This window comes from Phytohabitans sp. LJ34 (genome assembly GCF_052068095.1).
Taxonomy (GTDB): domain Bacteria; phylum Actinomycetota; class Actinomycetes; order Mycobacteriales; family Micromonosporaceae; genus Phytohabitans.
In genome coordinates, this window is the sequence record NZ_JBQHDG010000024.1 from 115,308 (window position 1) to 140,917 (window position 25,610).

Annotated in this window: 20 protein-coding genes; 14 read left to right on the forward strand and 6 right to left on the reverse strand. The window is 74.3% G+C overall.

Annotated elements, in window-relative coordinates; all coding sequences use genetic code 11:
- The first annotated feature begins 83 nt into the window (after positions 1-83).
- The 10 genes from ACTMTJ_RS35625 to ACTMTJ_RS35670 all read left to right on the forward strand — a co-directional run bounded on the left by ACTMTJ_RS35625 (position 84) and on the right by ACTMTJ_RS35670 (position 9,000).
- Positions 84-1,271 (forward strand): ABC transporter substrate-binding protein, encoded by a 1,188-nt coding sequence (locus ACTMTJ_RS35625; RefSeq protein ID WP_441223090.1) that lies wholly within the window; start codon positions 84-86, stop codon positions 1,269-1,271.
- 6 nt (positions 1,272-1,277) lie between these two features.
- Complete coding sequence (locus ACTMTJ_RS35630; RefSeq protein WP_441223091.1) at positions 1,278-2,048, forward strand: ABC transporter ATP-binding protein; 771 nt, start codon at positions 1,278-1,280, stop codon at positions 2,046-2,048.
- A complete protein-coding gene (locus tag ACTMTJ_RS35635) occupies positions 2,045-2,725 on the forward strand; it encodes an ABC transporter ATP-binding protein (RefSeq protein WP_441223092.1) in 681 nt (226 codons plus the stop codon). Before ACTMTJ_RS35630 ends, ACTMTJ_RS35635 begins: the two co-directional genes overlap by 4 nt.
- Positions 2,722-3,579: a branched-chain amino acid ABC transporter permease gene (locus ACTMTJ_RS35640; RefSeq protein ID WP_441223093.1), complete on the forward strand. Its 858-nt coding sequence runs from the start codon at positions 2,722-2,724 to the stop codon at positions 3,577-3,579. The genes ACTMTJ_RS35635 and ACTMTJ_RS35640 overlap by 4 nt, the downstream gene beginning before the upstream one ends.
- The gene (locus ACTMTJ_RS35645) at positions 3,576-4,532 is read left to right on the forward strand and encodes a branched-chain amino acid ABC transporter permease (protein WP_441223094.1); all 957 of its coding nucleotides are present in this window, start codon (positions 3,576-3,578) and stop codon (positions 4,530-4,532) included. Before ACTMTJ_RS35640 ends, ACTMTJ_RS35645 begins: the two co-directional genes overlap by 4 nt.
- Before the next feature lie 11 nt (positions 4,533-4,543).
- Positions 4,544-5,554 (forward strand): SDR family NAD(P)-dependent oxidoreductase, encoded by a 1,011-nt coding sequence (locus ACTMTJ_RS35650; RefSeq protein ID WP_441223095.1) that lies wholly within the window; start codon positions 4,544-4,546, stop codon positions 5,552-5,554.
- Positions 5,554-6,432 carry an amidohydrolase family protein gene (locus ACTMTJ_RS35655; protein ID WP_441223148.1) on the forward strand — a complete coding sequence of 293 codons (879 nt, stop codon included), beginning with the start codon at positions 5,554-5,556 and terminating at the stop codon, positions 6,430-6,432. The genes ACTMTJ_RS35650 and ACTMTJ_RS35655 overlap by 1 nt, the downstream gene beginning before the upstream one ends.
- Entirely contained in the window at positions 6,425-7,912 is a 1,488-nt protein-coding gene (locus ACTMTJ_RS35660) for an acyl-CoA synthetase (protein WP_441223096.1), read from the forward strand. The genes ACTMTJ_RS35655 and ACTMTJ_RS35660 overlap by 8 nt, the downstream gene beginning before the upstream one ends.
- An 18-nt stretch (positions 7,913-7,930) precedes the next feature.
- Positions 7,931-8,386: a MaoC family dehydratase gene (locus tag ACTMTJ_RS35665; protein ID WP_441223097.1), complete on the forward strand. Its 456-nt coding sequence runs from the start codon at positions 7,931-7,933 to the stop codon at positions 8,384-8,386.
- A gap of 284 nt (positions 8,387-8,670) precedes the next feature.
- Positions 8,671-9,000 (forward strand): hypothetical protein, encoded by a 330-nt coding sequence (locus tag ACTMTJ_RS35670; RefSeq protein WP_441223098.1) that lies wholly within the window; start codon positions 8,671-8,673, stop codon positions 8,998-9,000.
- 38 nt (positions 9,001-9,038) lie between these two features.
- On the opposite strand, the gene ACTMTJ_RS35675 is transcribed toward ACTMTJ_RS35670, so the two are convergent.
- Together ACTMTJ_RS35675 and ACTMTJ_RS35680 are read right to left on the reverse strand one after the other, a co-directional pair.
- A complete protein-coding gene (locus tag ACTMTJ_RS35675) occupies positions 9,039-9,773 on the reverse strand; it encodes an anti-sigma factor domain-containing protein (RefSeq protein WP_441223099.1) in 735 nt (244 codons plus the stop codon).
- A gap of 160 nt (positions 9,774-9,933) precedes the next feature.
- Positions 9,934-10,206, reverse strand: coding sequence for a hypothetical protein (locus tag ACTMTJ_RS35680; protein WP_441223100.1), 273 nt, complete (start codon positions 10,204-10,206; stop codon positions 9,934-9,936).
- A gap of 149 nt (positions 10,207-10,355) precedes the next feature.
- On the opposite strand from ACTMTJ_RS35680, the gene ACTMTJ_RS35685 reads away from it, so the two are divergent.
- The 3 genes from ACTMTJ_RS35685 to ACTMTJ_RS35695 all read left to right on the forward strand — a co-directional run bounded on the left by ACTMTJ_RS35685 (position 10,356) and on the right by ACTMTJ_RS35695 (position 13,229).
- Positions 10,356-11,345: a tagatose 1,6-diphosphate aldolase gene (locus ACTMTJ_RS35685; RefSeq protein WP_441223101.1), complete on the forward strand. Its 990-nt coding sequence runs from the start codon at positions 10,356-10,358 to the stop codon at positions 11,343-11,345.
- A complete protein-coding gene (locus ACTMTJ_RS35690) occupies positions 11,336-12,331 on the forward strand; it encodes a class I mannose-6-phosphate isomerase (protein WP_441223102.1) in 996 nt (331 codons plus the stop codon). Before ACTMTJ_RS35685 ends, ACTMTJ_RS35690 begins: the two co-directional genes overlap by 10 nt.
- A gap of 331 nt (positions 12,332-12,662) precedes the next feature.
- Positions 12,663-13,229: a dihydrofolate reductase family protein gene (locus tag ACTMTJ_RS35695; protein WP_441223103.1), complete on the forward strand. Its 567-nt coding sequence runs from the start codon at positions 12,663-12,665 to the stop codon at positions 13,227-13,229.
- Here the strand turns inward: ACTMTJ_RS35695 and ACTMTJ_RS35700 are convergent.
- Positions 13,214-16,357 carry a BTAD domain-containing putative transcriptional regulator gene (locus ACTMTJ_RS35700; protein WP_441223104.1) on the reverse strand — a complete coding sequence of 1,048 codons (3,144 nt, stop codon included), beginning with the start codon at positions 16,355-16,357 and terminating at the stop codon, positions 13,214-13,216. The two genes, ACTMTJ_RS35695 and ACTMTJ_RS35700, sit on opposite strands and share 16 nt — an antisense overlap.
- Before the next feature lie 59 nt (positions 16,358-16,416).
- On the opposite strand from ACTMTJ_RS35700, the gene ACTMTJ_RS35705 reads away from it, so the two are divergent.
- Positions 16,417-17,493, forward strand: a complete 1,077-nt coding sequence (locus tag ACTMTJ_RS35705) for a hypothetical protein (protein ID WP_441223105.1) — start codon at positions 16,417-16,419, stop codon at positions 17,491-17,493.
- A 421-nt stretch (positions 17,494-17,914) separates the two neighbouring features.
- Here the strand turns inward: ACTMTJ_RS35705 and ACTMTJ_RS35710 are convergent, their stop codons facing one another.
- The 3 genes from ACTMTJ_RS35710 to ACTMTJ_RS35720 form a co-directional block, all read right to left on the reverse strand.
- A complete protein-coding gene (locus tag ACTMTJ_RS35710; protein WP_441223106.1) occupies positions 17,915-18,955 on the reverse strand; it encodes a DUF3068 domain-containing protein in 1,041 nt (346 codons plus the stop codon).
- Positions 18,956-19,031: 76 nt separating this feature from the next.
- Positions 19,032-23,891 carry an alpha-(1->3)-arabinofuranosyltransferase domain-containing protein gene (locus ACTMTJ_RS35715; RefSeq protein WP_441223107.1) on the reverse strand — a complete coding sequence of 1,620 codons (4,860 nt, stop codon included), beginning with the start codon at positions 23,889-23,891 and terminating at the stop codon, positions 19,032-19,034.
- The gene (locus tag ACTMTJ_RS35720) at positions 23,888-25,564 is read right to left on the reverse strand and encodes a substrate-binding domain-containing protein (RefSeq protein ID WP_441223108.1); all 1,677 of its coding nucleotides are present in this window, start codon (positions 25,562-25,564) and stop codon (positions 23,888-23,890) included. Before ACTMTJ_RS35720 ends, ACTMTJ_RS35715 begins: the two co-directional genes overlap by 4 nt.
- Positions 25,565-25,610 lie beyond the last annotated feature (46 nt).

Genomic DNA, 25,610 nt, shown 5'->3' on the forward strand with positions numbered 1-25,610 from the left:
GCGCGCCTAACTTCAATGGCTAGGCGCAGGCCGGCACGGTGTTGTCACCGGCCCGCGCGCACTCGTAGTACTGGGAGGTACTCGTGCGCAGATACGTGCCTTTTCTCGCCACACTCACCCTCGCGATGCCCCTCGCCGCCTGCGGCGATGACGCCGGCTCCGCCGGCGGTGACGGCCCGATCCGGGTCGGCCAGATCGTCTCCCTCACCGGCAACTACTCCGCGCTCGGCACGGAAAACAAGAAGTCCGTCGAGCTGGCCGTCGAGCGGATCAACAGCGCCGGCGGCGTGCTGGGCCGCAAAATCGAGCTGGCCGTCCTCGACGACAAGAGCCAGCCGGACCAGTCCGTGCTCGCCTTCAACGACCTCAAGGGGCGCTCCGACGCCATCATCGGCTCGCCGTTCTCCAACTCGGCGCTGGCGACCATCCCGCTCGTCGACCGGGAGGAGATCCCCTACCTGTCGCTCACGCCCGCCGACGAACAGGTCAACCCGGTCCATCCCTACGTCTTCGTGGTCCCCGCGACGTCGGCCACCTACGCCGAACGGATGCTCCAGTACTACAAGGCGACCGGCGTCAGCAAGGTCGCCGTCGCCTACGACACCCGCAGCTCGTACGCGGTCGCCGGCTTCAAGGGCATGCGGGACAAGGCCGCGCAGTACGGCGTGAACCTCGTCGCCACCGAGGAGTTCCAGACCACGGCGACCGAGTTCGGCGCGGTCTTCGCGCACGTGCGCACGTCGGGCGCGCAGGGCCTGGCCGTGTGGGCCACCGGCCCGCCCGCGGTAGCCTTCACCAAGGGATACGCCAACTCCGGCGTCGACATCCCGCTGATGCTGACCGGTGCCCAGGCGAGCAAGCTGTTCCTCGAACCGGCCGGCGCCGCGGCCGAGGGGGTGACCCTGTCCAGCTCGATCGGGGTCGTCGGCACGCACCTGCCCGCCGGCAAGCAGCGCGAGGCGATCGAGGAGCTGACCACGGCCTTCAACGGCAAGTACGGCTATCCGCCGCCGCAGTTCGCCCAGGACGGGTACAGCGCGGTCAAGCTGCTGGTCGCGGCGATCGGTGCGGCCGGCTCGACCGACCGGGCCAAGGTCCGCGACGCGCTCGAAGGGCTGCGGCTGCTCACCCCGAACGGCACCTACGCCTACTCGGCCACTGACCACAGTGGACTCAAGCCGGAGTTCATCTCGATCAACACGGTCACCGGCGGCGCGTTCGTGCCGACCGACTGGGCCAAGTCCCAGCTGGCCACGTTGACCGGCAGCTGACTCCCGATGGCCGCGCTCCTGACCGTGCACCAGCTCAGCCGCTCCTTCGGCGGCGTGTACGCCGTCCGCGACGTCGACATCGAGGTCGCGCCCGGCCAGCTGCGCGGCCTCATCGGCCCCAACGGCGCCGGCAAGTCCACTGTGTTCAACCTCGTCGGCGGGCAGCTGCGCCCGCACGCCGGCACCGTCACGTTCGACGGCGCGCGGATCGACCGGCTGGCCCCGCACCGCCGCGCCGCCCTCGGCGTCGGCGTGGTCTTCCAGGGCGCCCGCGTCTTCCACGGCATGACCGCGCTGGAGAACGTGATGGTCGGCGCGCACGCCACGACGCGTTCCGGTCTCGTCGCGGCGGCGCTGCGGGCACCGGCCCACCGCCGCGAGGAGGCCGAGATCCGCGGCCGGGCGCGGGAGTGCCTGGAGCGGGTCGGGCTGTCCGGTTGGGCCGACCGGCCGGCCGAGACCCTCCCTTTAGGACAGCAGCGCGCGCTCCAGCTCGCGCGGGCGCTGTGCGGCCGCCCCCGGCTGCTCCTGCTCGACGAGCCCGCCTCCGGCCTGCGCGCCGCGGAGCGCCGGGCCCTCGCCGACCTGCTGGAGGCGCTGCGCGCGGACGGGCTCGCGATGATCCTCGTCGAGCACGACATGGCTTTCGTGACCCGGCTCGCCGACCGGGTCACCGTGCTGCACCTCGGCCGGGTGCTCGCCGAGGGCACGGCCGCGCAGATCCGCGCCGACGGCGCGGTCGTCTCCGCGTACCTGGGCGAGGAGGCCCGGGCATGACCGTGCTCCGGGTCGACGACCTCGTGGTCCGCTACGGCGCGGCGACCGCGCTCGACGGCGTCAGCCTGGCCGTCGAGGAGGCGGAGATGGTCGCGCTGATCGGGCCCAACGGCGCCGGCAAGTCCACATTGGTCAACACGCTCTCCGGACTGGTCCGGCCGGCTTCCGGCACCGTACACATCGGAGGCAGGCTGGCCCACGTGCCGGAGGGGCGGGAGATGTTCCCCGACCTGACCGTCGACGACAACCTGCGGCTGGGCGGCTGGCGCAACGGCCGCCGCGGGCGGGACACCGGCCACGTGTACGAAGTGTTGCCGGAGCTGGCCCCGCTACGCCGCCAGCGCGCCGGCCGGCTCTCCGGCGGCCAGCAGCAGATGGTCGCCGTGGGCCGGGCGCTCATGGCCCGCCCCGACGTCCTCGCGGTGGACGAGCTGTCGCTGGGGCTGGCGCCGATGGTCGTCACCGGGCTGGTCCAGCACCTGCGCACGCTCAACCGCGAGCGCGGGCTGGCCGTGCTGCTCATCGAGCAGAACGCCCGGATGGCCCTGGACCTCTGCTCCCGCGGCTACGTGCTGGAGGCCGGGCGGGTGGTCGCCGAAGGGGCCGCCGGCAAGCTCGCGGCGGACAGCCGGGTCGCCGCCGCGTACCTGGGCGGACCGGTGGAGGCAACGCGGTGAGCCAGCTGCTGGAGTACCTGCTGACCGGCGCCGGCATCGGCGCGGGCTTCGCGCTCGTCGGCAGCGGCCTGGTGGTCATCTACCGGGTCACGCACGTGGTCAACTTCGCGCAGGGCGCCTTCGCCGTCATCGCCGCCATGTTCACCTCGACGCTGCTCGCCACCGGCCTGCCGCACGGTGTGGCGGAGCTGGTGGCCGTCGCCACGGCGGCCGTCACCGGCGTCCTCGTCGGGATCGTGGCCATCGGCAAGCCCGGCACCAGCCCGCGCGCGGCGCTCATCGTGACGCTGGGGCTGGGTGTCTTCGCGTACGCCGTCGAGGTGTTGGTCTGGGGCGACCAGCCGCGGTCCTTCCCCGGTGTCGGCGGGTCGGTGTCCGTCGCCGGCGCCCGCGTACCGGCGCAGTACCTGCTCGTGATCGGCGTGACGCTGCCGGTCTTCGCGCTGCTGGCGGTCTTCTTCGCCCGCACCGACCTGGGCAAGGCCCTGTCCGCGTGCGCGTCCAACCGGTACGCCGCCCGGGTCGTCGGGATCGACGTGACAAGGATGGGGCTGCTGTCGTTCGGCCTGGGCGGCGCGCTGGGCGGCCTCGCCGGCGTGCTCGTCACGCCGGTGCAGCAGGTCACGTTCGACAGCGACGTCACGCTCATCGTCAACGGCTTCGCCGCCGCCGTCCTCGGTGGACTGACCCGCCCGTCGGTGACGCTGGCCGGCGGGCTGCTGCTGGGCGTGGCACAGACCGTCATCGCCGGCTACGGCGGTGGCGCGTACCAGCTGGAACTGGCTCTGGGCCTGATGCTCGCGGTCATGGTGGTGCGCGCGGCCCGGACACCGACGGAGGCGATGCCGGAATGAGACGCCACCTCCTTGTCGCGGCGGCGGTCGCGGTGGTCCTGGCCCTGCCGCCGCTGCTGTCCAGCAGCCACCTCGCCGTCTTCACGCTGCTCGGCCTCGCCGCCACCGTGACCGTCGGGCTCTCGCTCCTCATGGGGTACGCGGGGCAGGTCTCGCTCGGCCAGGCGTCGTTCTACGCCATCGGCGCGTACACGGCGGGCCTGCTGTCCACGCACGGCGTGCCCACCCTCGCCGGCCTCGCGGCCGCGCCGGTCGTCGCCGCGCTCTTCGCCACCGCCGTCGGCGTGTCACTGCTGCGGCTGCGCGGGCACCACCTCGCGTTCGCGACGCTGGCGATGCAGCTGATCCTGCTCTCCCTGCTGGCCCGCGGCGAGTGGGCCGGCGGCGCGATCGGCCTACAGGGCATCCCGCGGCTCTCCGTCGGCGGCTACGAGCTCGCCGGCGACCTCGGCTACGCGTACCTTGCCTGGGCCGTGCTCGGCCTGACCGTGCTCGTCACCGCGAACGTGATGGCCTCCCGGCCGGGGCGCGGGCTGCGGGCACTGGCCACCAGCGAGGTCGCCGCCGCGGCGAGCGGCGTGCCGGTGGGCCGCTACCGCCTCGCGGTCTTCGCGCTCTCCGCCGCGTTCGCCGGGCTGGCCGGCGGCGTCTACGCGTTCTACCTCGGCTACCTGGCGCCCGGCTCGTTCCCGATCCTGCTGTCCATCGAGTACGTGGTGATGGCCGTCGTCGGCGGGCTCGGCACGGTCTGGGGCGCGGTCGCCGGCGCCACTGCGGTCATCCTGCTGGTGCAGTTGCTCACCACCATCGGCACCCAGCCAGGCATGCCCAGCTACGCGCCGAGCGTGCTCTCCTACGCGGTGTACGCGGTGGTGCTCGTGCTGGTGGCGCTCTTCCTCCCGCGCGGGATCGTGCCTTCCGTGCGGACCCGCCTGACATCGAGTCGTCGTTGAAAGGAGCGTCCATGGTGGACCTGACGGGCCGGGTGGCCGTCGTCACCGGCAGCGGCCGGGGGCTCGGGCTGGCGTACGCGAGCGCGCTCGCCGCGGCCGGCGCGTCGGTGGTGGTCAACGACGCCGACCCCGCGGCCGCCACGGCGGCGGCGAAGCAGTTGGTCGCCGAGGGCGGCACCGCGGTCGCCGAGCCGGGCGCGGTCGGTCCCACCGCCACGGCCGAGCGTCTCGTCGACCGTGCCGTCGAAGAGTTCGGCCGCCTCGACGTGCTCGTCACCAACGCCGGCATCCTGCGCGACCGGGTGCTGTGGAAGATGACCGACGAAGACTTCGACGAGGTCGTCACCGTCCACATGAGAGGCACGTTCACCTGTGTCCGAGCGGCCGTGCGGCGGATGCGCGAGCAGGGCGACGGCGGCCGGATCGTCGCCGTGGGCTCCCCCGCCGGGCAGCGCGGCAACTTCGGCCAGACCAACTACTCCGGCGCCAAGGCCGGCATCGTCGGGATGGTGCGCACCTGGGCGCTCGAGTGCGCCCGCGCCGGGATCACCGTCAACGCGGTCATCCCGGTGGCCGCGACGGCGATGACCGCGACGATCCCGGCTTTCGCGCCGTACGTCGAGGCGTGGCAGGCGGACGGCACGCCGTTGCCCGGCTGGCTGCGTACCGGGGAGGGGTTCGGCGCGCCGGCGGACGCGGCCGGGCTCGTCGTGTTCCTCGCTTCCGCCGAGGCGGGCGACGTCACCGGCCAGGCGATCGGCATCGGCGGCGACCGCCTCACGCTGTGGTCCCACGCGGAGGAGGTGGCCACCGCGATCCGCGAGGGCGGGTGGGACGCCGACGCGATCGCCGCCGTCTGGCCCAGCTCCCTCGGTCGCGAGGCGCGACAGGTCGGCATCCCGGCCCCGGGGCTGGCTCGACCCGAAGCTGGGCGCGGAGCGCCCAGCACGGATCGAGCCGGCAGCCCGGGCCCCAGCGAGCGGAGCGAGCCAGACAGCAGAGCTCCGCGGGTGCCGGAGTGATGGACCTCGACGCGCTGGTCGCCGTCGACATGCACGTCCACGCCGAGGTGGGCCGCGACGGCCACCAGTCGCTGCCGGCCGAGCTGATGGCCGCGTCGACCCGTTACTTCAAGTCCGGCCACGAGCGGACACCGACCATCCCGGACATCGCGGCGTACTACCGCGAGCGCCGGATGGCCGCCGTGGTCTTCACCGTCGACGCGGAGACCGCCACCGGGCACCCGCCGATCCCGAGCGAGGAGGTGGCGGAGGCCTGCGCGGCCAACGCCGACGTGCTCATCCCGTTCGCCAGCGTGGACCCGTGGCGCGGGGCGGACGCCGTGCGCCAGGCGCGCACGCTCGTCGGCGAGTACGGGGTGCGCGGCTTCAAGTTCCACCCCGGCCTACAGGCCTTCCACCCCGACGACCGGGTGTGCTACCCGCTGTACGAGGCGATCGAGGCCGCCGGTGCCGTCGCGCTGTTTCACAGTGGACAGACCGGGATCGGCGCGGGCGTGCGCGGCGGTGGCGGCATCCGGCTCAAGTACACCAACCCACTCGCCCTCGACGACGTGGCCGCCGACTTTCCCGACCTGAAGATCGTCATCGCGCACCCGTCGTTTCCCTGGCAGGACGAGGCCCTCGCCGTCGCCACCCACAAGCCGCTGGTGCACATCGACCTGTCGGGCTGGTCGCCGAAGTACTTCCCGCCGCAGCTCGTGCGCTACGCCAACACGCTGCTGTCCGGCAAGGTGCTCTTCGGCTCGGACTTTCCGGTCATTACACCGGACCGCTGGCTGGCCGACTTCGAAAAGCTGGACATCCGCCCCGGGGTGCGGCCCAAAATACTCAAGGAGAACGCGGTGCGCCTCCTCGGCCTGGAGGACAAAGGTGCTTAACCAGGGGATCGGCTCGTGGGCGGCCCGCCGCGCCCGCATGTCCCCGGAGCGGGTGGCGACCGTCCACGATGGAGACGAGTACACCTACCGCGAGGTGGCCGCGCGCGCGACGAGGCTGGCCCACGTCCTCGCCGCGGGCGGGATCGGTCGCGGCGACCGGGTGGCGTACCTGGGCCCCAACCACCCGACGTTCCTGGAGGCGCTCTTCGCCACGGGGCTGCTCGGCGCCGTGTTCGTCCCGCTCAACACCCGCCTCGCCGCGCCCGAGCTGGCCTACATCCTGCGAGACAGCGGCGCCACCGCTCTCGTGTGGTCGCCCCGGCTGGCGACGGTGGTCGAGCGGCTGACTCCCCCGCCGTTCCAGCTCCGCCTCGGCGACGACTACGAGGCCGCACTGTCCATCGTGGAGCCGGAGCCGATCGACCTGCCGGTGGACCCGGGCGAGACCTGCATGCTCATGTACACCTCCGGCACCACCGGCCGGCCCAAAGGCGTCATGCTCACCCACGCCAACGTCACCTGGAACACCGTCAACCTGCTCGTCGACGTCGACCTGGCCAGCACCGAGGTCACGCTGGTCAGCGCGCCGATGTTTCACGTCGCCGCGCTCGGCCAGACCGTGCTGCCCACGTTCTGCAAGGGCGGCACCGCGATCCTGGTGTCCGCCTTCGACCCGGACGAGACGCTGGAGCTGATCGAGCGCCACCGGGTGACGTTCCTGTTCGGGGTGCCGGCGATGTTCCTGGCCGTCGCGCGGTCACCGCGCTGGGCGGAGGCCGACCTGTCGTCGGTCCGCTCGGCCATCTGCGGCGGGGCGCCGGTGCCCGAGCCGCTGATCGCGACCTACCGGCAGCGCGGGGTGACGTTCCTCCAGGGCTACGGCCTGACCGAGGCCGCGCCGGGTGCCACGTTCCTGCGGGTCGGCGACAGCCCCGCCAAGGCCGGTTCGGCCGGCACGGCGGCGTTCTTCACCGACGTGCGCCTGGCCGGCCCGGACGGCGCCCCGGTGCCACCGCACGAGCCCGGCGAGGTGCTGATCGAAGGCCCCAACGTGATGGCCGGCTACTGGGGGCTGCCCGAGGAGACCGCGGCCGCGTTCACCGCGGACGGCTGGCTGCACACCGGCGACGTCGCGATCGCCGACGACGAGGGATACCTCTACATCCGCGATCGGATCAAGGATCTGATCATCTCCGGCGGCGAAAACATCTACCCGGCCGAGGTCGAAGACGTGATCTACCAGCACCCGGCCGTCGCCGAGTGCGCCGTGATCGGCGTGCCCGACGAGCGGTGGGGCGAGGTCGGCCGGGCCGTGGTCGTGCTCCGCGCCGGCAAGACCCTCGACCCGGCCGCCCTGCTGGCCTTCCTCGACGGCAAGATCGCCCGCTATAAGATCCCGAAGACCGTGGTGTTCGCCGAGAGCCTGCCCCGGACCGCCTCCGGCAAGGTCCTCAAGCAGCGGCTACGCGACCGTCACTGACCCCAGGAGGCACACCAGATGCTCACCGTCAACGGACTCGACGAGCTCCGCAACCTCGCCGGCACCACGCTCGGCCCCGGCGACTGGTGGGACATCACCCAGGAACGGGTCGACCGCTTCGCCGACGCCACCGGCGACCACCAGTGGATCCACGTCGACGCCGAACGCGCCCGCACCGGCCCCTTCGGCGGCACGATCGCCCACGGCTACCTGACCGTCTCGCTGCTCGTTCCGATGTGGACGGAGCTGCTGCGCATCGACGGCATCGGCATGGGCGTCAACTACGGCCTCAACAAGCTCCGCTTCCCGTCCCCCCTCCCGGTCGGCTCGAAGATCCGCCTGCACGCACACGTCGAGTCGGCCCGCGAGGCCCCCGGCGGCGCCGTCGACCTCACCCTCGCCATGACCGTCGAACGCGACGGCGCCGACAAACCGGTCGCCGTGGCCGAGGTCATCTACCGCTACTTCCCGTAAGCCGCGATCCAGGTCCGGCTACCGCGATGTGCGTCGTGGTCCGGGGCCGTCGCTCCTGTCCGCCGCTGGTCGCGGTCACCGCGTTTGCTGTCGAGCTGCCCCGTCTACGCGCCCGGGTCGCGAGCCACGCGCACACCCACTCGCCCGCGCCCATCCCGACGGCCCGCGACCCGGGCGGTGGTTCGAGGGGCGCGGATGCGGTGCGCGTCCGCCGTGCCGGCGAGACAATCGGGGGGGCGGGCGAGGAGTCGCCCTGTGGCGGCTCGGATGGAGGCGCGCGGCAGATGGGCGATCCACACATCCACGTCGACCGGAAGGTGGTCGAGGCCAGCGTCCCGATGCGCGACGTGATGGCGTCGGCGTTCGGGCTGGTGGCCGACGCGCCGAGCTCGGTCACCACCGGCTGCGGGCTGCGGGTGCCCTACGCGATGACCTCGCCGCGGCCGGAGAGCGTCACCTGCCTGGCCTGCCGCGAGCACGCCCAGCGCGAGCACCTGCGCTTCGCCGACCAGGTCGAGCGCCTCGGCCGGATGCCCGAGATGGAGATCACCCCCGACCAGGCGGCAAAGGCGGCCGGCCGCCACCGCGACCTCGCGCGCCGCTTCGCCACGTAGACGTCGGCCGGCTGCGAGCCGCACCGGGCGGCGCCCGGTCAGGACAGGTCGATGGTGGCTAACGCGTCCATGGTCGGGGTGAGCGACCCGATCTCGGGCTCGCGGGTGATGCTGAAGGCGGTCGCGCCCGGGGTCCAGTCGAAGACCAGCGTGCCACCCTGGACGCCGACCGGCAGCCGCGCCGCCGGCCTCGACGTCGCGCCGGTGACCACCCACATCTGGTAGGTCTGGCCCGCCGGTGGGCTGGACAGGCCGGCGAGCATGGCCACGCCGCCGTGCTCGCTGTCGGAGACCGCGGCGGCGATCCGCCCGCCGGTCGGCAGGTCGGCGCCGCGCATCTGGACGTCCTTGGCATTCATGACCGCGTAGATGCGCTCGCGCTCGGACCGCAGCGACCGCACCTGCTGCTGCTCGTCGGAGAGGCGCTGGTCCATCACGACCCAGGTGGCGACGACCGCGAGCACGGCCGCGGCGGCGACGCCCAGCGTGGCCCGCCGCCACCGCTCGGCGCGCGCGGCGGGCGCGGTGTCACGCTCGGGCCGGTCGGCGGGACTGACCTGGCGGGTCTGCGCCACGATCGCGAGGACGCTGTCACGCATCCGGGCCGGTGGGCCCTCGTCGAGGGCGAGCCTGGCCGTGACCTCGCGAAACTCGGCCACCTCGAGCTGGCAGGGCTCGCAGTCGGCGAGGTGGCGGGTGAAGGCGGCGCGCTCGATGTCGTCGACGGCGTCGAGGGCGTAGGCACCGGACAACGCATGCAGATCCGCGGTCACTGCCCTCACCACCCCACTCGCGCGTGATGTCGCCGCGAGCTCGACTATCGACGATGGTAATACGCCGGCACGCCGGAAGCGGTTCAGGCGTCCATCCAGACCGGCGGTGACGTCCGCCGGCGGTTGCCCGGCCGGCGGACCTCATCCCACCTGGGACGGCTCAGCGGAACCACACGTACAGGTACCAGTGGTACTGGCCGTCGGACGGGTAGTACTGGTAGGAGCAGTAGTACGAGCTGAACTGGCCGCCCGAGACGAGGCTGTTGCCGAAGTACTCGCAGTACTCGAGCGTGTAGTACACGCCGAAGAGCATCGGGTCGGCGGCGGCCGCGGCGCGGGTCGTCGTGGCAGCGGCCTGGGCCGGTGCGGCCAGGCCGACGGCGAGCGCCGCGCCGATGCCGGCGAGGGCGATGGCTGTGCGGATTCTGCGCATAGAAGCTCCTCGAAGTCGGTCTCCCATCCGCCGCGAATATAGCTGTACGTCGATTGAAAATCGCTAGAACGCTGTTGCTTGCGGTTTCCTACGCATTCATGCCGTACAGCGTTGACGAACCCGCAGAGATCGGCATACTCTCGCAAGTCGTGAGCACTACCGTCGACCCCGGCAAGGTCCGCGGCCTTCAGCGCGTGACCAGCGCCGACGGCTACTTCCTCATCTGCGCCATCGACCACCTGTCCGACTTCGCCGAGCTGCTCGCCCCCGACCCCGCCACCGTGCGGTTCGCCGACGTGGTCGCCGCCAAGGACGCGGTCGTCCGTGCGGTCGCGCCGTCCGTCTCGGCGGTCCTGCTCGACCCGCTCTACGCGCTCGGCCACCTGGTCGGCTCGGGCGCCGTGCCCGGCGCGGTCGGGCTCATGTCGAGCATCGAGGACGAGGACTACCAGCACCCCGCCGGGCCCCGCCGCACCCGCATCCGCGCGGACTGGAACGCCACGCGCGTCAAGCTCGCCGGCGCGGACGTGCTCAAGCTGCTGTGGTTCTACCGCCCCGACACCTCGGTGGCCGAGGATCAGCGGCGGCTCGTCGCCGACCTTGTCGCCCAGTGCGCCGACCTCAGCCTGCCGCTGGTGGTCGAGCCGATCTGGTACCCCCTGCCGGGTGAGGACCCCACCGGCGAGGAGTGGAAGGCCGCGCGGGTGCGCGGCATCATCGCCTCCGCCATCGCCGCCGACCGGCTCGGCGTCGACATGCTCAAGGTCGAGTTCCCCGGGTACGTGGAGACGGCGGCGGGCCAGGACGCGGCGGCCGAGGCCTGCGCGGAGCTCGACGCGGCCGTGCACGTGCCATGGGTGATCCTCTCGGCCGGCGTGGGGTACACCGACTTCAAGACACAGGTGCGCATCGCCTGCCAGGCGGGCGCCTCCGGCTACCTCGCCGGCCGCTCGATCTGGCGCGACGCGGTCTCCACGCACGAGCCGGCCGCCCGCGAGCGCGCGATCGCCGCGGCCCGCGCCCGGCTCGACGAGCTGAACGCGATCACCCGCCAGTACGGTAGGCCGTACACGCCCACGCGCCCGCTGGACGAGGTGCTCAAGGAGTTGCCCGCGGAGTGGTATCGCACATGGCACTGACGCTGCTGCCGGCCAACACGCCCCGCTCGTTCTACCGCGGGGCCGGCCGGATCCACCGCTTCCGGGGCATCGCGGCGCCGGACGACCCGTACTACCCGGAAGACTGGGTGGGCTCCACCACGAGCCGCTTCGGCCAGGCCCCGCTGGGCCTCTCCGTCCTGCCGGACGGCACACTGCTCGCCGACGCGATCGCCGAGCGGCCGGAGTGGTGGCTGGGCGCCGAACACGTGGCCGCGCACGGCCCCGACCCGACGATCCTGGTCAAGCTGCTCGACGCGGGCGAACGCCTGCCGCTGCACGTGCACCCCGACCGCGCGTTCGCCGACGACCACCTGGCCTCGCCGTACGGCAAGACCGAGGCCTGGGTCATCGTCGAGGCCGACCCGGACGCGGCGGTCCATCTGGGCTTCGCCAGGGACGTCCCGCCGGACGAGCTCGCCGACTGGGTGGCCAACCAGCGGATCGACGAGATGCTGGCCGCCACCAACCAGGTGCCGATCCGGGCCGGCGACGCCGTCCTCTGCCCGGCCGGCCTACCCCACGCCATCGGCGCCGGCGTCCTCATGGTCGAGGTACAGGAGCCGACCGACTTCTCGGTGCTGCTGGAGTGGAAGGGCTTCGCCGACGGCCCGGAGGGCGGCCACCTGGGGCTGGGCTACGACCTGGCACTGTCCTGTGTGGACCGGCAGGCCTGGTCACCCAGGCGCCTGGGCGACCTCTCCGGCCCGCGCGGCGCGCACCTGCTCCCCGCCGCGGCCGACCCGTTCTTCGCGGTGGAGCGGCTGCGGCCCGACGGCGGCGCGAGCGTGCTGGAGCCGGCGTTCTCGGTGGTGGTGGTGACGGCGGGAGCCGGCCGCTTGGAGGCCGAGCACGAGCCGCCGCTGGAGGTCCGCGCCGGCCACACGGTGCTCGTGCCACACGGCGCCGGCCGCTGCACGCTGCGCGGCAAGGTCCAAGCGGTCCGCTGCAAGCCCACCCCCCGGTAAGACGCCGCCCCGCAGCGCTCACCCGGCGCAGCAGGCGCCCAAAGCCTGACCCCAGCGAAGCCGCAGCCAGCGCGCGAAGCCGAGCCGTGCCGTATGCCGCCGTCCACCCGCAGGGGAGCAGACCAGCGCCGGCGCCGAGGCCCCGCCGGAGGCGCCGCACAAAACCGCGACCAACAGCGGAGCGGGAGCCCGCGGGAGCAACGACGGGCGACCAAACGCGGACGCGGGCAAATGAGACAAAACCCAGCCCGAAGGGTGACCTGAAGAAAACCGTAAGGGTGCCCCCGCAGGGTGGTGTGCAGGAAGCGAGACCACTACCGGAGGTACCGACATGCGCAAGCTGATCGAGTCGACGTTCGTGTCCCTGGACGGCGTCATCGACGACACCCGGCCCTCGACCGCGTCGCGGGCTGAGCCACAACACTGGGGGCAGCCCTACTGGGACGCCGACCACGACGGATACGCCGCCGAGCTGCTGACCTCGTCGGACGCGCTGCTGCTCGGGCGGGTGACGTACGAGGGGTTCGCGGAGGCGTGGTCGGCGCAGAGCGGGCCGCAGGCGGACACGATGAACGACATCCCGAAGTTCGTGGCGTCGCGGACGCTCACCGAGGTGACGTGGAACTCGACGCTCCTCCAGGGTGACGTGGCCGAGGAGGTGGCCCGCCTCAAGGAGCAGCCGGGCAAGAACCTCTTGAAGTGGGGCACGGGTGAGCTCGACCGCACGCTGGTGGAGCACGGGCTGATCGACGAGTTCCACTTCTGGTACTTCCCGGTCATCGTCGGGGCGGGTAAGCGGCTGTTCGAGGGGGCCGGCTTCGACACGACGCACCTGAAGCTGGCCGACATCAAGCGCTTCGAGTCGGGGATCGTCGTGCACATCTACGCGCCCAAGTAGGGCATTTCGGCCGCCTCTTCCAGCGTGAGGGCGCGGCCTTGCACGAAGAGGGCCTCGAAGTCTGGCTCCGCGGCCCGGACGGCCTCGGTCGTCCGGGCCAGCTCTGCCTGATCCATATCGGACAGCGGCAGGTCCGCGGCGGCGCGGGCGGTGGCCGCGGCGCCGAGCAGTCGCGCGGCCAGGGCGGCGCGGCCGTCCAGTGCCAGCGCGGCGGCCATCCCGACCACCGCCCAGGCCATGCCGGGCCGCGAATCGGTGTCGCGGTGGGTGTCGAAGCCCTCGCGCTGCCACGCCAGCGCGGCGGCCGGGTCGCGGCGGTCGGCGGCCAGCAGGCCCAGCTCGGTGAGGACCATCGCGAGGTACGGGGGGCTGGCTTCGCCGCTCTGCTGGGCGCGGGCCGAGGCCAGCAGCCAGCGCAGGTGTTGCTCGGCGGTGTCGAGGTGGCCGGCGCGGCGGGCGGCGTACGCCAGGGTGATCGTGGCGAACACCTCCCCGGCCCGCTGGCCCTGCTCGGCCGCGAGGCGCCGCGCCTGCTCGCCGTGCTCCAGCGCGTGGCGGTGGTCGCCCTCCTGCACGGCGATCCAGGCCAGCCAGGCGAGGTGGCCGGCCACGTCGGGCCAGAACTCCAGCTCCTCGGCCATCCGCAGGCCGGACCGGGCCAGCCGCGCGGCCTCCGCCCGGTCGCCGGTCATGTCGGCGAGGCCGATCAGCCAGTCGGTGGCCTGGAGTACGCCCCAGTCGTCGCCGAGGGTGGCGAAGATGTCGGCGCTGCGCCGCGCGTCGTGTTCGAGCGCGGCCGGGTCGGCCTTCATGTGCGCGAGCATCGCCCTGGTGCTCAGCGCGGCCGCCTCGCCCCACCGGTCCCCCGCCACGCGGAACGCCTCCAGCGCGCTCTCCAGCAGCTTGCCGGTGGCCGCCTCGTCGCCGAAGTCGATGATCGACGCGGCGATGAACCACTCGGCGCGGGCGCTCGGCATGGTCAGCCGCGCCATGACCTCGGGGCCGGCCTCGCCCTGCCGGATCGCGAGGCCGGCGGCCCAGCACCCGGCTTCGGCGCGGAGTGCCTCCGGCGCCGGGCCGGGCACCTCCAGCGCCGCGGCCAGGGCACGGCGCGCCTCGCTCAGGCGTCCGCGCATCACGCGGTACCAGACCAGGGCGCTCGCCAGCCGGATCGCCTCGCCGGCGGCGCCCTCCCGCCGGAAGGTCTCCATGGCGGCGCGCATGTTGGCCGCCTCGGCGTCCAGGCGGTGCAGCCACTCGCGCTGGGCGGGGCCACGCAACCGGCCGTCGGCCTCCTCGGCCAGCGTCAGGTAGTAGGCGGCGTGGCGGCGGCGCGCCGGTGCCTCCTCCCCCGCTTCGCGCAGGCGGTCGAGGCAGTAGGCGGCGACCGACTCCAGCAGCCGGAAGCGGGAGTCGTCGACGCGCACCACCAGCGAGCGGTCGACGAGGCGGGCCACCAGGTCGAGCACGTCTCCGGCGCACACCGCCTCGGCGGCGGACAGCGTGCACCCTCCGGTGTGGACGGCCAGCTGGCGCAGTACCGCGCGCTCCGGGTCGGACAGCAGCTGCCAGCTCCAGTCGATCACCGCGGCGAGCGTGCGCTGGCGGGCGGGCGCGTCGCGCGGGGCGGTGCCGAGTAGGCCGAACCTGTCGTGTGGCACTCGCAGCCGGGCCGCCAGTTCGGCCACGCCCAGCGCCGGTACCCGGGTGGCGGCCAGCTCCAGGGCGAGCGGGATGCCGTCGAGGCGGCGGCACACCTCGGCCACGTCGGCGACCGTCTCGGGTGCCGGGTCGAGGCCGGCGCGGGCCAGGAAGAGCCGCACCGCCGGCGACCGCAGGAGGCGGGCCGGGTCGTCGGTGTCCGGGACCTCCAGCGGCGGCAGCTCCCACCGCACCTCGCCGCGCAGGCGCAGCGGCTCGCGGCTGGTGGCCAGCACCCGCAGGTCGGGCGCCGCCGCGAGCAGCGCCGCGACCGGGCCGGCGACCTGGTCGACGACGTGCTCGCAGTTGTCCAGCACGATCAGCGTGCGGCGGTCGCGGAGCGCGGCGGCGAGGCGTTCGGCGGCCGGCTTGGGCGCTCCCGGCGGGTCGGGCACGCCCAGCACGGACAGCAGCGGCTCGGCCGCGTCGCCCCGGCCGTCCCAGGTGGTCAGGTCGACGAGCCAGGTGCCGTCCGGGTGTACGTCGACCGCGCTCCGGGCGACCGCGAGCGCCACGCTCGTCTTGCCCACCCCGCCCGCGCCGGTCAGCGTCACCAGGCGGCCGGTGGCGAGCAGCTCGCGTACCCGGCGCACCGCCTGCTCGCGGCCGATCAGCGCGGTCAGCGACGCCGGCACGTTGGTGGTCGGGCGCACCGGGCGGGTGGGCTCGGCCGGCGCGTCCTCGCCCGGGTCGCCGGCCAGGATCGCCTGGTGCAGCGCGGCCAGCTCCGCGGACGGGTCGAGCCCCAGCTCGTCGTCGAGCCGCCGCCGCAGGTCGTGGTAGCTGTCCAGCGCCTCGGCGACGCGGCCGGCGCGGTAGAGGGCGCGCATGTGCGCCGCCCGCAGCCGCTCCCGGTAGGGGTGGTGGGTCACCGCCTCGGCGAGGTCGACGGCGAGGTCTCGGTGCTCGCCGAGCTCCAGCCGGGCCTCGGCGTACGCCTCCAGGGCGGCCAGCCGCTGCTCCTCCCACCGGGACACGGCCACCCCGGCGAACTCCTCGTCCGCGAAGTCGGCCAGCGCCGGCCCCCGCCACAGCTCCAGCGCCTCGGCCAGCAGCCCTGCGCGGGTGCGGGCGTCGGCCGCCGAGCGTGCCTGGCCGGCCAGCGCGGCGAAGCGGGCCGCGTCGACGGCGTCCGGCTCGGCCCGCAGCGCGTACCCGGGCGGCTGGGAGACGACCAGATCACGGCCGCCCGCCTCGGCGCCGGCGAGGGCGCGGCGCAGCTGGGCGACGCGCACGTGTACCGCCGCGCCGGGATCGGCCGGCGCCGCCTCGCCCCACAGGTCCGCGACGAGCCGGTCGGCGGACACCGGGCGGCCCTCGTGCACCAGCAGGTCGGCGAGCAGGGCCCGGACCTTGCGCCCCGGCACTGCCACCGGCTCGCCGGCGTCGGTCCACACCGCGAGCGGCCCCAGCACCCCGAATCGCACAACGCCACCCTACGGACGGTGCGGTCGCGCCCGCCGGGTAGGTGGCTACCGTTACGGGCGTGGCGGGACGGATGCGCAGCGGCCTTTTCGGGCTGGTCGCCGCCCTCGTCGCGGCCGGAGCCCTGCTGGCGCAGACGCCGGTCGGCGCGCGTTCGCCCAAGACGCCGCCACCACCCGTGGCGGCCGCCTGGCCGCAGGTCACGCGCGCGACCATCCCCGGCACGCTGCCGGATGGCGCCGCGTACACCCCGGTCTACTTCCTCGACGAGCGGGCGTCGGTCGGCACCGCGCTCGACCCGCGCGGCGGCGGCGTGCGCCTGGTGCTGCGCGCCGCGGACGGGGCGATCCGGGAGCTGCGCCGGGGTACCGGCCGGTTCTACGCCGGCTTCACCCGCGACGGCGACCAGCTCGTGTGGGCCGAGTCGGTCACGGCCGAGGACGGCGTCACCCGCACCGAGCTGTGGCGCGCCGCCCTGGCCGGCGGCGCACCCCGGAAGGTCACCGCGGACACCGGCTGGGTGTCGTTCGAAAACTCCGACCACGACATCGTGGCAGCCGCGGGCCAGCTGCACTGGACGGCCGCCGCCCGGTCGTCGACCGAGATCCGCTCGGTGCCGCTCGGCGGCGGCCCGGTGCGGGTGCGCACCGAGCCCGGCGCGTGGGCGCTGACCGCCTGGCCCTGGCTGGTGAGCACCGGCAGCGGCCAGCGCGGCCCGATGCGCCTGCTCAACCTCGACACCGGCCAGACCACCACGGTGAAGGCCGGCGACGACACACCCGACCAATGTGGACCGACGTGGTGCCGCCTCTTCGCGCTACGCGGCGACGACCCGGTGCGCAGCGTCCTGATGCGGCCGGACGGCAGCGACCGCCAGACCGCCACCGACGACGGCGCCACCGCCGCGATCGCCGACGTGGCCGTACTCGACCGGTTCGAGGTCCTGGCCGGCGACTCGAGCACCCTGGCGACGGCAGTGGGCGGCGCGCGCCTGCTCATCTACGACCTGAAAACCCGCCAGCTCGTCAACGTCGCCGAGGCCGCGAGCCGCGTCTCGTACCGCGGCGGCGTGCTCTGGTGGTCGACCAGCGGCGGCGACAACACCACCTGGCACAGCATCGACCTCCGCACCGTGTGACGCTTCTTTCCCAGGCATATTCGCCCGCGTTCGCGTCACCCGCGGACCGCCGCTCCCGCCGGAGTACGCGCCGCAAGCCCCACGGTGGGCCGGACCCTTGTCGGACGGGGTGCCCGCAGGTCGCACCGGTTGTGACGCGGCGTTACCAGCCCAGGCGCCGGGACTTCGAGATCGAGGAGACTTAGGGCTGACATGGCGCACTAACTCTCCAAGATCTGGCATCGGACGCTGCTCCCCGGGGGCCCACGCATACGGTCCGCAGGTGACGCGGACGGGGGTAAATCCGCGGAAGGATCCTGACGACGATGGGTCGCCGCTTGTCGGCGTCCGCGAATCCGTCGCGGACGCCGAGGCGGACGGCCAGGTAGAGCGCCAGGGCGCCGAAATCACGGTACAGGTGCGGGGTCCTAAGAGGACGTTCTCAGCGGGCCTGTGGTGCTGGCGGGACCGCGGCCGCGGTGGTGCCGGGCGCGGGGGCGGGGGCCGGGGCGCGGCCGGCGTGCTTGCCGGCGTTGCGGCGGCGCATGCTCAGGAGCACGGCCAGGACGATCAGGACCAGGCCGAGCACCACGAGGCCGATCGGGGCCCACAGGTTGACGATCCGCAGCAGCTGGCGGTTGTTGGAGGCGCGGTCGGCGGCGCTGGCGACGGTGTCGTTGGTGTAGGTGAAGGTCGCGTTCAGGACGTTGACGGACTGGCCGCTGTCGGCGACCAGGTTCTTCTCCTGGACCTCCTGCACCTTGAGGTACTGGCCGGTGGTCGGCTCGACCCAGACGGTGCGGGTGTTGTTGTACACGATCTGGCCCGAGGTGGCGCCCGGGATCAGCTGGCCCAGCAGCAGCTGGAGCCGGTCGGCCGGCACCTCCTGCCGCCCGCCGCGGATCTCCTGGGTGAACTGGTAGGTCTCCAGGCCCTCGATCTCCTCGGTCTTGACGAAGACGGCCGGCTGGGCGGCGTTGATGTCGCGGTCGAAGATCTGGTAGGTCTTCTTCTCCGTGCCGAACGGGAACTTGTAGATCTGCCCCGTGTAGGCGACGCTCTGCCGCTCGTTGCCGGTGTCGAGCCACTGCCCGTCCCACGGCTGGGCGGCCGCGGACTTGCGGTCGATGGCCAGCTCGGTGCTGTAGGCGCTGACCAGCTCGCCGTTGTCGGTGCGGACGACCTGCTGGCCGACCAGCCACACCGCGGCCTTGCCGTCGAGGTCGCCCTCGAGCTTCGCCGTCGCTGCGGCGTCCGGCTGCACGGTGATGGTCGAACGCAGGGTGCCCTGGTTGACCTCGGCCTTGCCGTCCTTTATCTGCAAGAAGGTCGCGTTGGGGGCCTCGGCGACCGTCTGGGTGCGCTCCAGATCGTAGGGCAGCTGGTTTACCCGGGGGCCGACGATGAAGGCCAGGCCCGCCGCGAACACCAACGCGAGAACACCAAGGCCGAAGAGCACGGCGTGGGTCACGCGGGAGCTCATAGTGCCCTCCACAATGTAGGGACGGACAGGTGGGGGTTGAAAAAGTCCGCCGGTAGGCGAGCAGGTTACTACTGAGTCACATCTGTTGCGACCCCTGACCCTCCACGTGGCGCAGAATCATCGTGAAGTTCCACGTCAGGAGCTCCCGGAGGACCGGAAGCCGGGCGGTCCAATGCGCCCATCGGGGGTGGTAACGGGGCAGAACAGCCACCACCTCGACGCGCCCCTGCCGGCGGGCCGCGCGGGCCCAGCGCGCCGCCCGGGCGGCGCTGATCGGGAAGAGCGTGTGCCGGTAGCGGTTCTTCGGCTCCTTGCCCTTGCGGCGCACGTACCGCCGGCGGGCCCGCTCGCCGCCGAGGTAGTGCCACGGCGCCGTCTCGTGCCCGCCCCACGGCGACAGCCACGGGGTGAACGAGACGAAGACGGTGCCGCCGGGGCGGGTCACCCGCACCATCTCGTCGAGCATCGCCTCCGGATCCGCCACGTGCTCCAGCACGTTGGAGGAGTAGCAGACGTCGAGGCTGCCGGAGCGGACGGGCAGGGCGGTGCCGGCGCCGCGGATCATGCCGGTCACCGGCGCGCCGGCGGCCGCGAAGTCGCCGACGGCCGGGTCGAGGCCGACGTAGGTCGCGCCGGCCTCGCGGAACGCGGCGGCGAAGTAGCCGGGCCCGCCGCCGACGTCGAGCACGACCGCGCCGTCGAGGTCCACATAGGACCCGAGCTGGCGCACGGAGTCGTCGGCGAGCATCGAGTAGAACCGGTCCGGGTCGCTCTGCTCGTGCAGGAAGCCGCGGAACAGCCGGATCGAGCGGCCGAGCGTCGCGCGGTGCGGCGGGGGCGGCGCGGGTTCGAGCACCGGATCCGGGGCGGCGCGGGCGGACGGCGTGAGCGTGGCGGCGACCGCGCAGACGGCCGCGAGCGTCGCCGCCTGCACGAAGCCGCCGTAGGCCCACTCCTGCCCGTGCCCCTGTAGGCGGCCGACCACCGCGACGGCCGCGCCGCCGGCCCCGGCCACGAAGGCGATCGCGGGCAGCGCGCCCGGCCGCAGCTGGCGCACCAGCATCGCGGCGAGCAGCAGCACGGCCGCCGCCACACCGCCGAGGGCCACGGCGAGGGCCATCACGGGCAGGGCGACGAACCAGCCTGTCCCCCGCGCCGGTGCGACATCCGACCGGCGGCGGCGCCGGCCCGCGGGGGCGAGCGCCAGCAGGCCGACGAGTACCACGGCGCCGGCGCCCGCCGCGAGACCGGCGCGGTAGGGCCTGTCGGGGGCGAACGTGAGCGTGACCGTGCCACCGACCCCGGCCGGCACCTCGAACGCCTGCTGCCACCCGTCGACCCGCAGCGCGCGCAGCGACCGGCCGTCCAATGTGGCCTTCCAGCCGGCGTTGAAGTTTTCCGGCACGACGAGCAGCGCCGCGTCGCCGGCCGCCACGGTGACGGTGCGGGCGGTGGGGTGCCACTCGACGACCTCGACGGCGCGCTCCACCGGGGCGGCCGGGGTGCCGGCGCCGGGCGGCAGGAGCGCGGCCGAGTCGACGAGGAAGGCGGCGGAGGGTCTGGTGCGCAGGCGGTGTTCGCCGGCCGCGAGCTCGACCGTGTCGCCGGCGAACTCGTCGCACACGGTCACCGGCAGCGGCCGGCCGGCGCGGACGTCGGCCAGCGTGCCGGAGACCGACGTGGGGTACGCGACGCCGTCCAGCTCGACCGTGGGGCCGCTGCCGCACGGCGCGGTGACGGCGGTCGACAGGGTGGCCGGGCGCAGCAGCCCACCGAGGGCCGGCACCTCGACCTCCGCCACGCCGACCGGGGCCGGCCAGCCGTTGCCGCGGGTGTCGGCGCGCGTGGCCGCGTAGCCGGTCACCTCGATCTCGAGCCGGTCGGTGGTCAGCCGGGGGAAGGTGACCCATCCGTCGGCGCCGACGTTCGCGGCGGTCTCGCCGGCGGGGGTACGCAGGAGCACGGCCTGCGGTGCCGCGGCCACCGGGGCTTCCGGGGTGACGAGCCGCAGCCGGTCGATCCGCCGCTGGCCGTCCCAGGCGAGCCGGAGGGTCGGTGCGCCGTCGACCGGCTCGGCGAGCCAGGCCGTGGTGGGGTCGCCGTCGACGGCGGCGTGCGCGCCGACCGTGGCGTCGCCGGTCAGCACCGACGACGCCGACGCGGTCACCGGCAGGTCCACCGGCACGGGGCCGCCGGGGCGGGGCCGCACGGTCAGGCGCAGGGCGTACGCGGACGCCACCGGCGTGCTGAAGAACCGGTCGACGCCCAGCGGCTCCTCCCCCTCGCGGGCCAGGAACTGGTCGCACCGGGTCTGCCCGCCGGCGGTGAAGCAGGCACCCCGGTCCTGCGGCGCGCGGCTGAACGCGTAGACCGGCGGCCGCCCGCCGGTGACGTCGTCGGCCGCGCGCAGGGCACGCTGTGCCGCCAGGCCGGGGATGCCGAGCTCGCGCAGCGCCACAGCACCGCCGCTGTGGCCGGGCCGCAGCGCGAGCACCGTCACCCGGACCGTGGTGGTGAGGCCGGGCAGCGTGGAGAGCCGGTGCGGCCCGGGGGTGCCGGGCACCTCGCGGTCGACGGCGCCCTGGTCGGTGCTGACCCGCACGTACCCGACCGGCGAACCGGCCCGCAGGTCGTCGACGAAGTCGACGGTCAGGTCGTCCACCCGCCGCGGCGTGTCGAACGTGACCTCGAGCCACTGACCGACCGGCGCGGCGAACGGGTCGGAGCGCCACGACGTGCGGGTGTCGCCGTCGAGCGCGGCGAACGGGAGGTACGACGGCTCGCTGGGCCCGACCGTGTCGGCGAAGGCGGCGCTGCTCGACGCGTCGACCGACCGGATGCCCTGGTAGGCCGCGACGGTCTCGTGCCCCGGGGTGGCGAACGGGCTCAGGTCGCCGCGCAGCCGGCGCTGGCGGGTCTGCTCGTCGGCGGTCAGCGTCTGGCTCAGGTTGTCTCGCATCCGCCCGACGTTGAGCTCGCGGCGGCGCAGCCCGTCGGTGACGAGCCACGAACGGCCCGCCGGGTCGAGCCCGCCCGCGTCTCCGGCCAGCACCACCGGCTGGCGGCCGTCGACGAGCCGCTGCTCCAGCAGGCTGAGCAGCGACTCAGGCCCGCCGCTGACCACCGGCACGTTGCCGAGCGCCGTCGCCGAGACGACCGGGGTGGACGACCGCACCTCGTAGATCTCGATCGACGGCACGGCGGCGGTGGCGTCGACCGGGTTGCTCCCGGCGCCGACCGCCGGGCCGAAGGACGCCACCGGACTCAGGCCAGGTGAGCCGGCGACGGCCTGGCGCACCACGGCGATCGGCGGCGCACCGGTGGCCGCCCGGTCGATGTCGTGGCGCACCAGCAGGTAGCGGTAGCCGGCGCGGGCCAGGAAGTCGGCGAGGCCGGGCGAGCCGCGCCCCTGCGCCAGGACCGCCTCGACCGTGTCCATCACCCGGATGTTGCCTTCGGAGCCGAGCGGGATCTGGTGGCGGGTCGACCACGGCGCTCCGGCGAGCGGCTGGATCGCCTCGTCGACCGTGCGGCCCCAGGTGTTCTGCGCGAACCCCTGCCCCGGCACGACGAGCGTACGCGCGGTCGGGTCCTGAGCGGCGAGCCAGCCGGCCGCCTGCCGCCAGTGCCCGGGCACGTCCGACCAGCCGGGCCCGGGTCGCAACAGGAGCATCCAGGCCGGCGCGGCCGCCGCGAGCAACAGGCACGCCACGACCGGCGCCGCGGGCATCCGGACGCGGCGTAGGCCGAACCGCCGGCTGGCCGCGTACGCCAGGCCGAGCGCGACCGGCAGCCGCAGCACCGGCTCGAACTTGTGCACGTTGCGCAGCGGCGCGAGCGGCCCGTCGAGCAGGTCGCGCGCGGTGGCGGCGAACGGGCTGTCGAGCGTGCCGAGGTAGCCGATCGTGAGCAGCGTCAGCCCGGTCATCGCGCCGAGCACGAGGAAGCGCCGCTCGGGCAGGCCGCGCATGGCGAGCCCGACGAGGCCGGTCACCGCGACGAGCGCGGTCGCCGCCATCAGCCACGGCCGGTCGACGAGGACCCAGCCGGCCGGCCACCACGGCTCGCCCTGGACGATGTAGCCGACCCACTGGTTGGTGCCGCGCAAGGCCTGGAACTGCGACGTCACGGCCGTGGTCGTCGCCGAGGACTCGATGTAGTCGAGGAAGGGCAGGCTGTACTGGCCGAACAGCAGCAGCGGCGCGATCCACCACAGCGTCACGCCGGCGACGCACACCGCCCACCACGCGGCGAGCCCGGCCAGGTGGCGATCCCAGCGGCGGGTGGCCAGGTACAGCGCGGGCAGCACGAGGGACATCGCCACGGCGGCCGCGTTGATGCCGCCCATGCAGAGCACGGCCAGGGCGGACAGGGCGGCCGCGCGGCGGGGTGAACCGATGCGTCGCACTGTCACCAGGGGCAGCAGCACCCACGGCAGCATGACGACCGGGAGCATCTCGGAGGAGAGCGGCCCGACCTCGGTCAGCATCCGGGGCGCGAGCGCGTAGCCGAGCGCGCCGAGCAGCCGCCCGGTCGGCGAGCCGATCCGCAGCGCCCGCGCGAGCAGCAGCACGCCGAGGTAGGCGGTGCACAGCAGCAGCGCGCACCAGGCCCGCTGGGTGATCCACGGCGGTACGCCGAGCGCGTCGCCGCCGGCGAAGAACGGCCCGATCGGGAACAGGTAGCCGTACGCCTGGTTTTGCAGCTCGCCGGAGGTGGCCTCGGGGTTCCACAGGTGCAGCGCGCGGCCCATGAAGCCGAGCGGGTCGACGGCCAGGTCGAGCTTGGTGTCGAAGGTGACCTCGCCGGGCCGCTGCACGACCGCGACCGCGATGAGCAGCAGGGCGCCCGCGATCGCGCCTCTTCGCGAAGTCGCGGCGGCGGGCCTGGCGGTCACGGCCGGGGCCACGGCGGGTTTCTCCAGCACCGCGGTCATCGGCGGCACTTCGGCGGCAGGCAGCTGAACTCGGCCAGCGCGGTGAAGAAGATCTGCCGGATGCCGGCCGGGTTGGCGGTCAGCGCCACCCGCCCGCCGGTGGCCTTGGCGATCTGGTCGAGCTCGGCCCGGTCGATGTCCGGGCCCACGCCGATGAACAGGATCGGCAGCGGCCGCCGCTTGTCCTGCAACGTGGCCAGCTCGCGCAGCAGCTGCGGGCGGCTGATCCCGCTGGCGTTGTCGTCGGTGCCGTCGGTCAGCACCAGCAGGAGGTTGATCCGGCCGGCGGTCCAGTTGCGCGCGGCGTCGCGGTAGGCGGCGAGGGTGGTGTCGTACAGGCCGGTGCCTCCGTTGGGTTTGACCCGGACCTGGCCGAGCCGCTCGATGATCTCCGCGCGCCGCGGACCGACCGGCCCGACCGGGACGATCTGCTGGTAGTCGCGCTGCCCGTCGAGGTCGGTGGAGAACGTCCAGAGCCCGATCTCGGTCGCCCCGAGCAGCAGCCGCACGCCGCCCTGCGCGGCCTTGACGGTCGCCGACAGGCGGGACTCCCCCGGCCCGATCCGCGCCGCCATCGAGCCGGAGACGTCGAGCACGGCGAGAAGCCGCGCGGTGAGGTGGACGCCGCCCCAGGCGTTGAGCAGCGCGGCCGCCTCCGCCGCCGCGGGCACCGGCGCGGGCGGGTACGCCGTGTCGCGGATCCGGCCGGGTGTCGAGGGGCCGGTGAGCGGGGCGCCCGCCGCCGTGCGCAGGCTGTGCCGGGCCAGCGCCGCCCCGCCCTCGTCGGCGCGCAGCGCGCGCAGGAACGCCGCCGCGGCGTCCCGCGAGCCGGTCGAGGAGAGGACGGCGTACGGGTAGTCGGGGCCGGGGACCGGTGTCTTGGGGTAGACCGCCACCTGCGGCGTGCCGGCGCGCAGCACCTCCTGCTCGGTGCTGACCACCGCGGTCTCCGCGCGGCCCGGCCCGCCCGGCGCGGGTGGCGCCTCGCCGGTCATCGCGGCGGTACGCGGCGCCAGGCGGCGCATGATCGCGGCGGCCGCCCCGGCCCGGTCGCCGGCGAGGGCGCGGATGCCGACGAGGGCGCCGAACCCGAGCGGGCTGACCGCCGGGTCAGGCACGACGACCGGCACCGGCGGCCGCTCGGCGGCGACGAGGGCGGCCCAGTCCGGGGTGCGGGCGGGCCAGCCGAGGCGGGCGGCCGACCGCTGGTCGAGGGCGAGCACGACGGGTGTGGTCGCGACCGAGACGCCCGCCTCCGGCACCTGGAAGGCGCCGCCGTCGCGGGCCCGGCGCAGCCAGAGCGTCGACTCCGGCAGCCAGACGTCGGGCGGCGGCGCGGTGGCCGCCGTGGGCGGGGGCGCGGCGCTCGGCGAGGAGCCCGCGGGCGCCGCACCGACAAGGTCGCGCAGGACCTGGGCCGACTCGCGCGCCTCGACGACGACGTCGAGGCAGCGGTCGCGGGCGGCGAGCGCCTGCGCGACCTCCTGGGCCGCGGCCGCCACGCTCGGCGCGGCCGCCACCCGCAGTGACGTGCGGTCGGTGCAGGCGGGGTCGTTGCGGGTGCGCTGGAGGTAGGTGACGGCGGTCCAGCCGCCGAGCACGGCGACGAGGGCGACGCTCAAGAGGACGACCGGCCAGAACTCCGGCCGGCGCCGGCTGCCGCCGTCCGTCACTGCTGTGCCTCCCCATTGCGGATGGTCCGGTGAGCGCCCTAGTGTG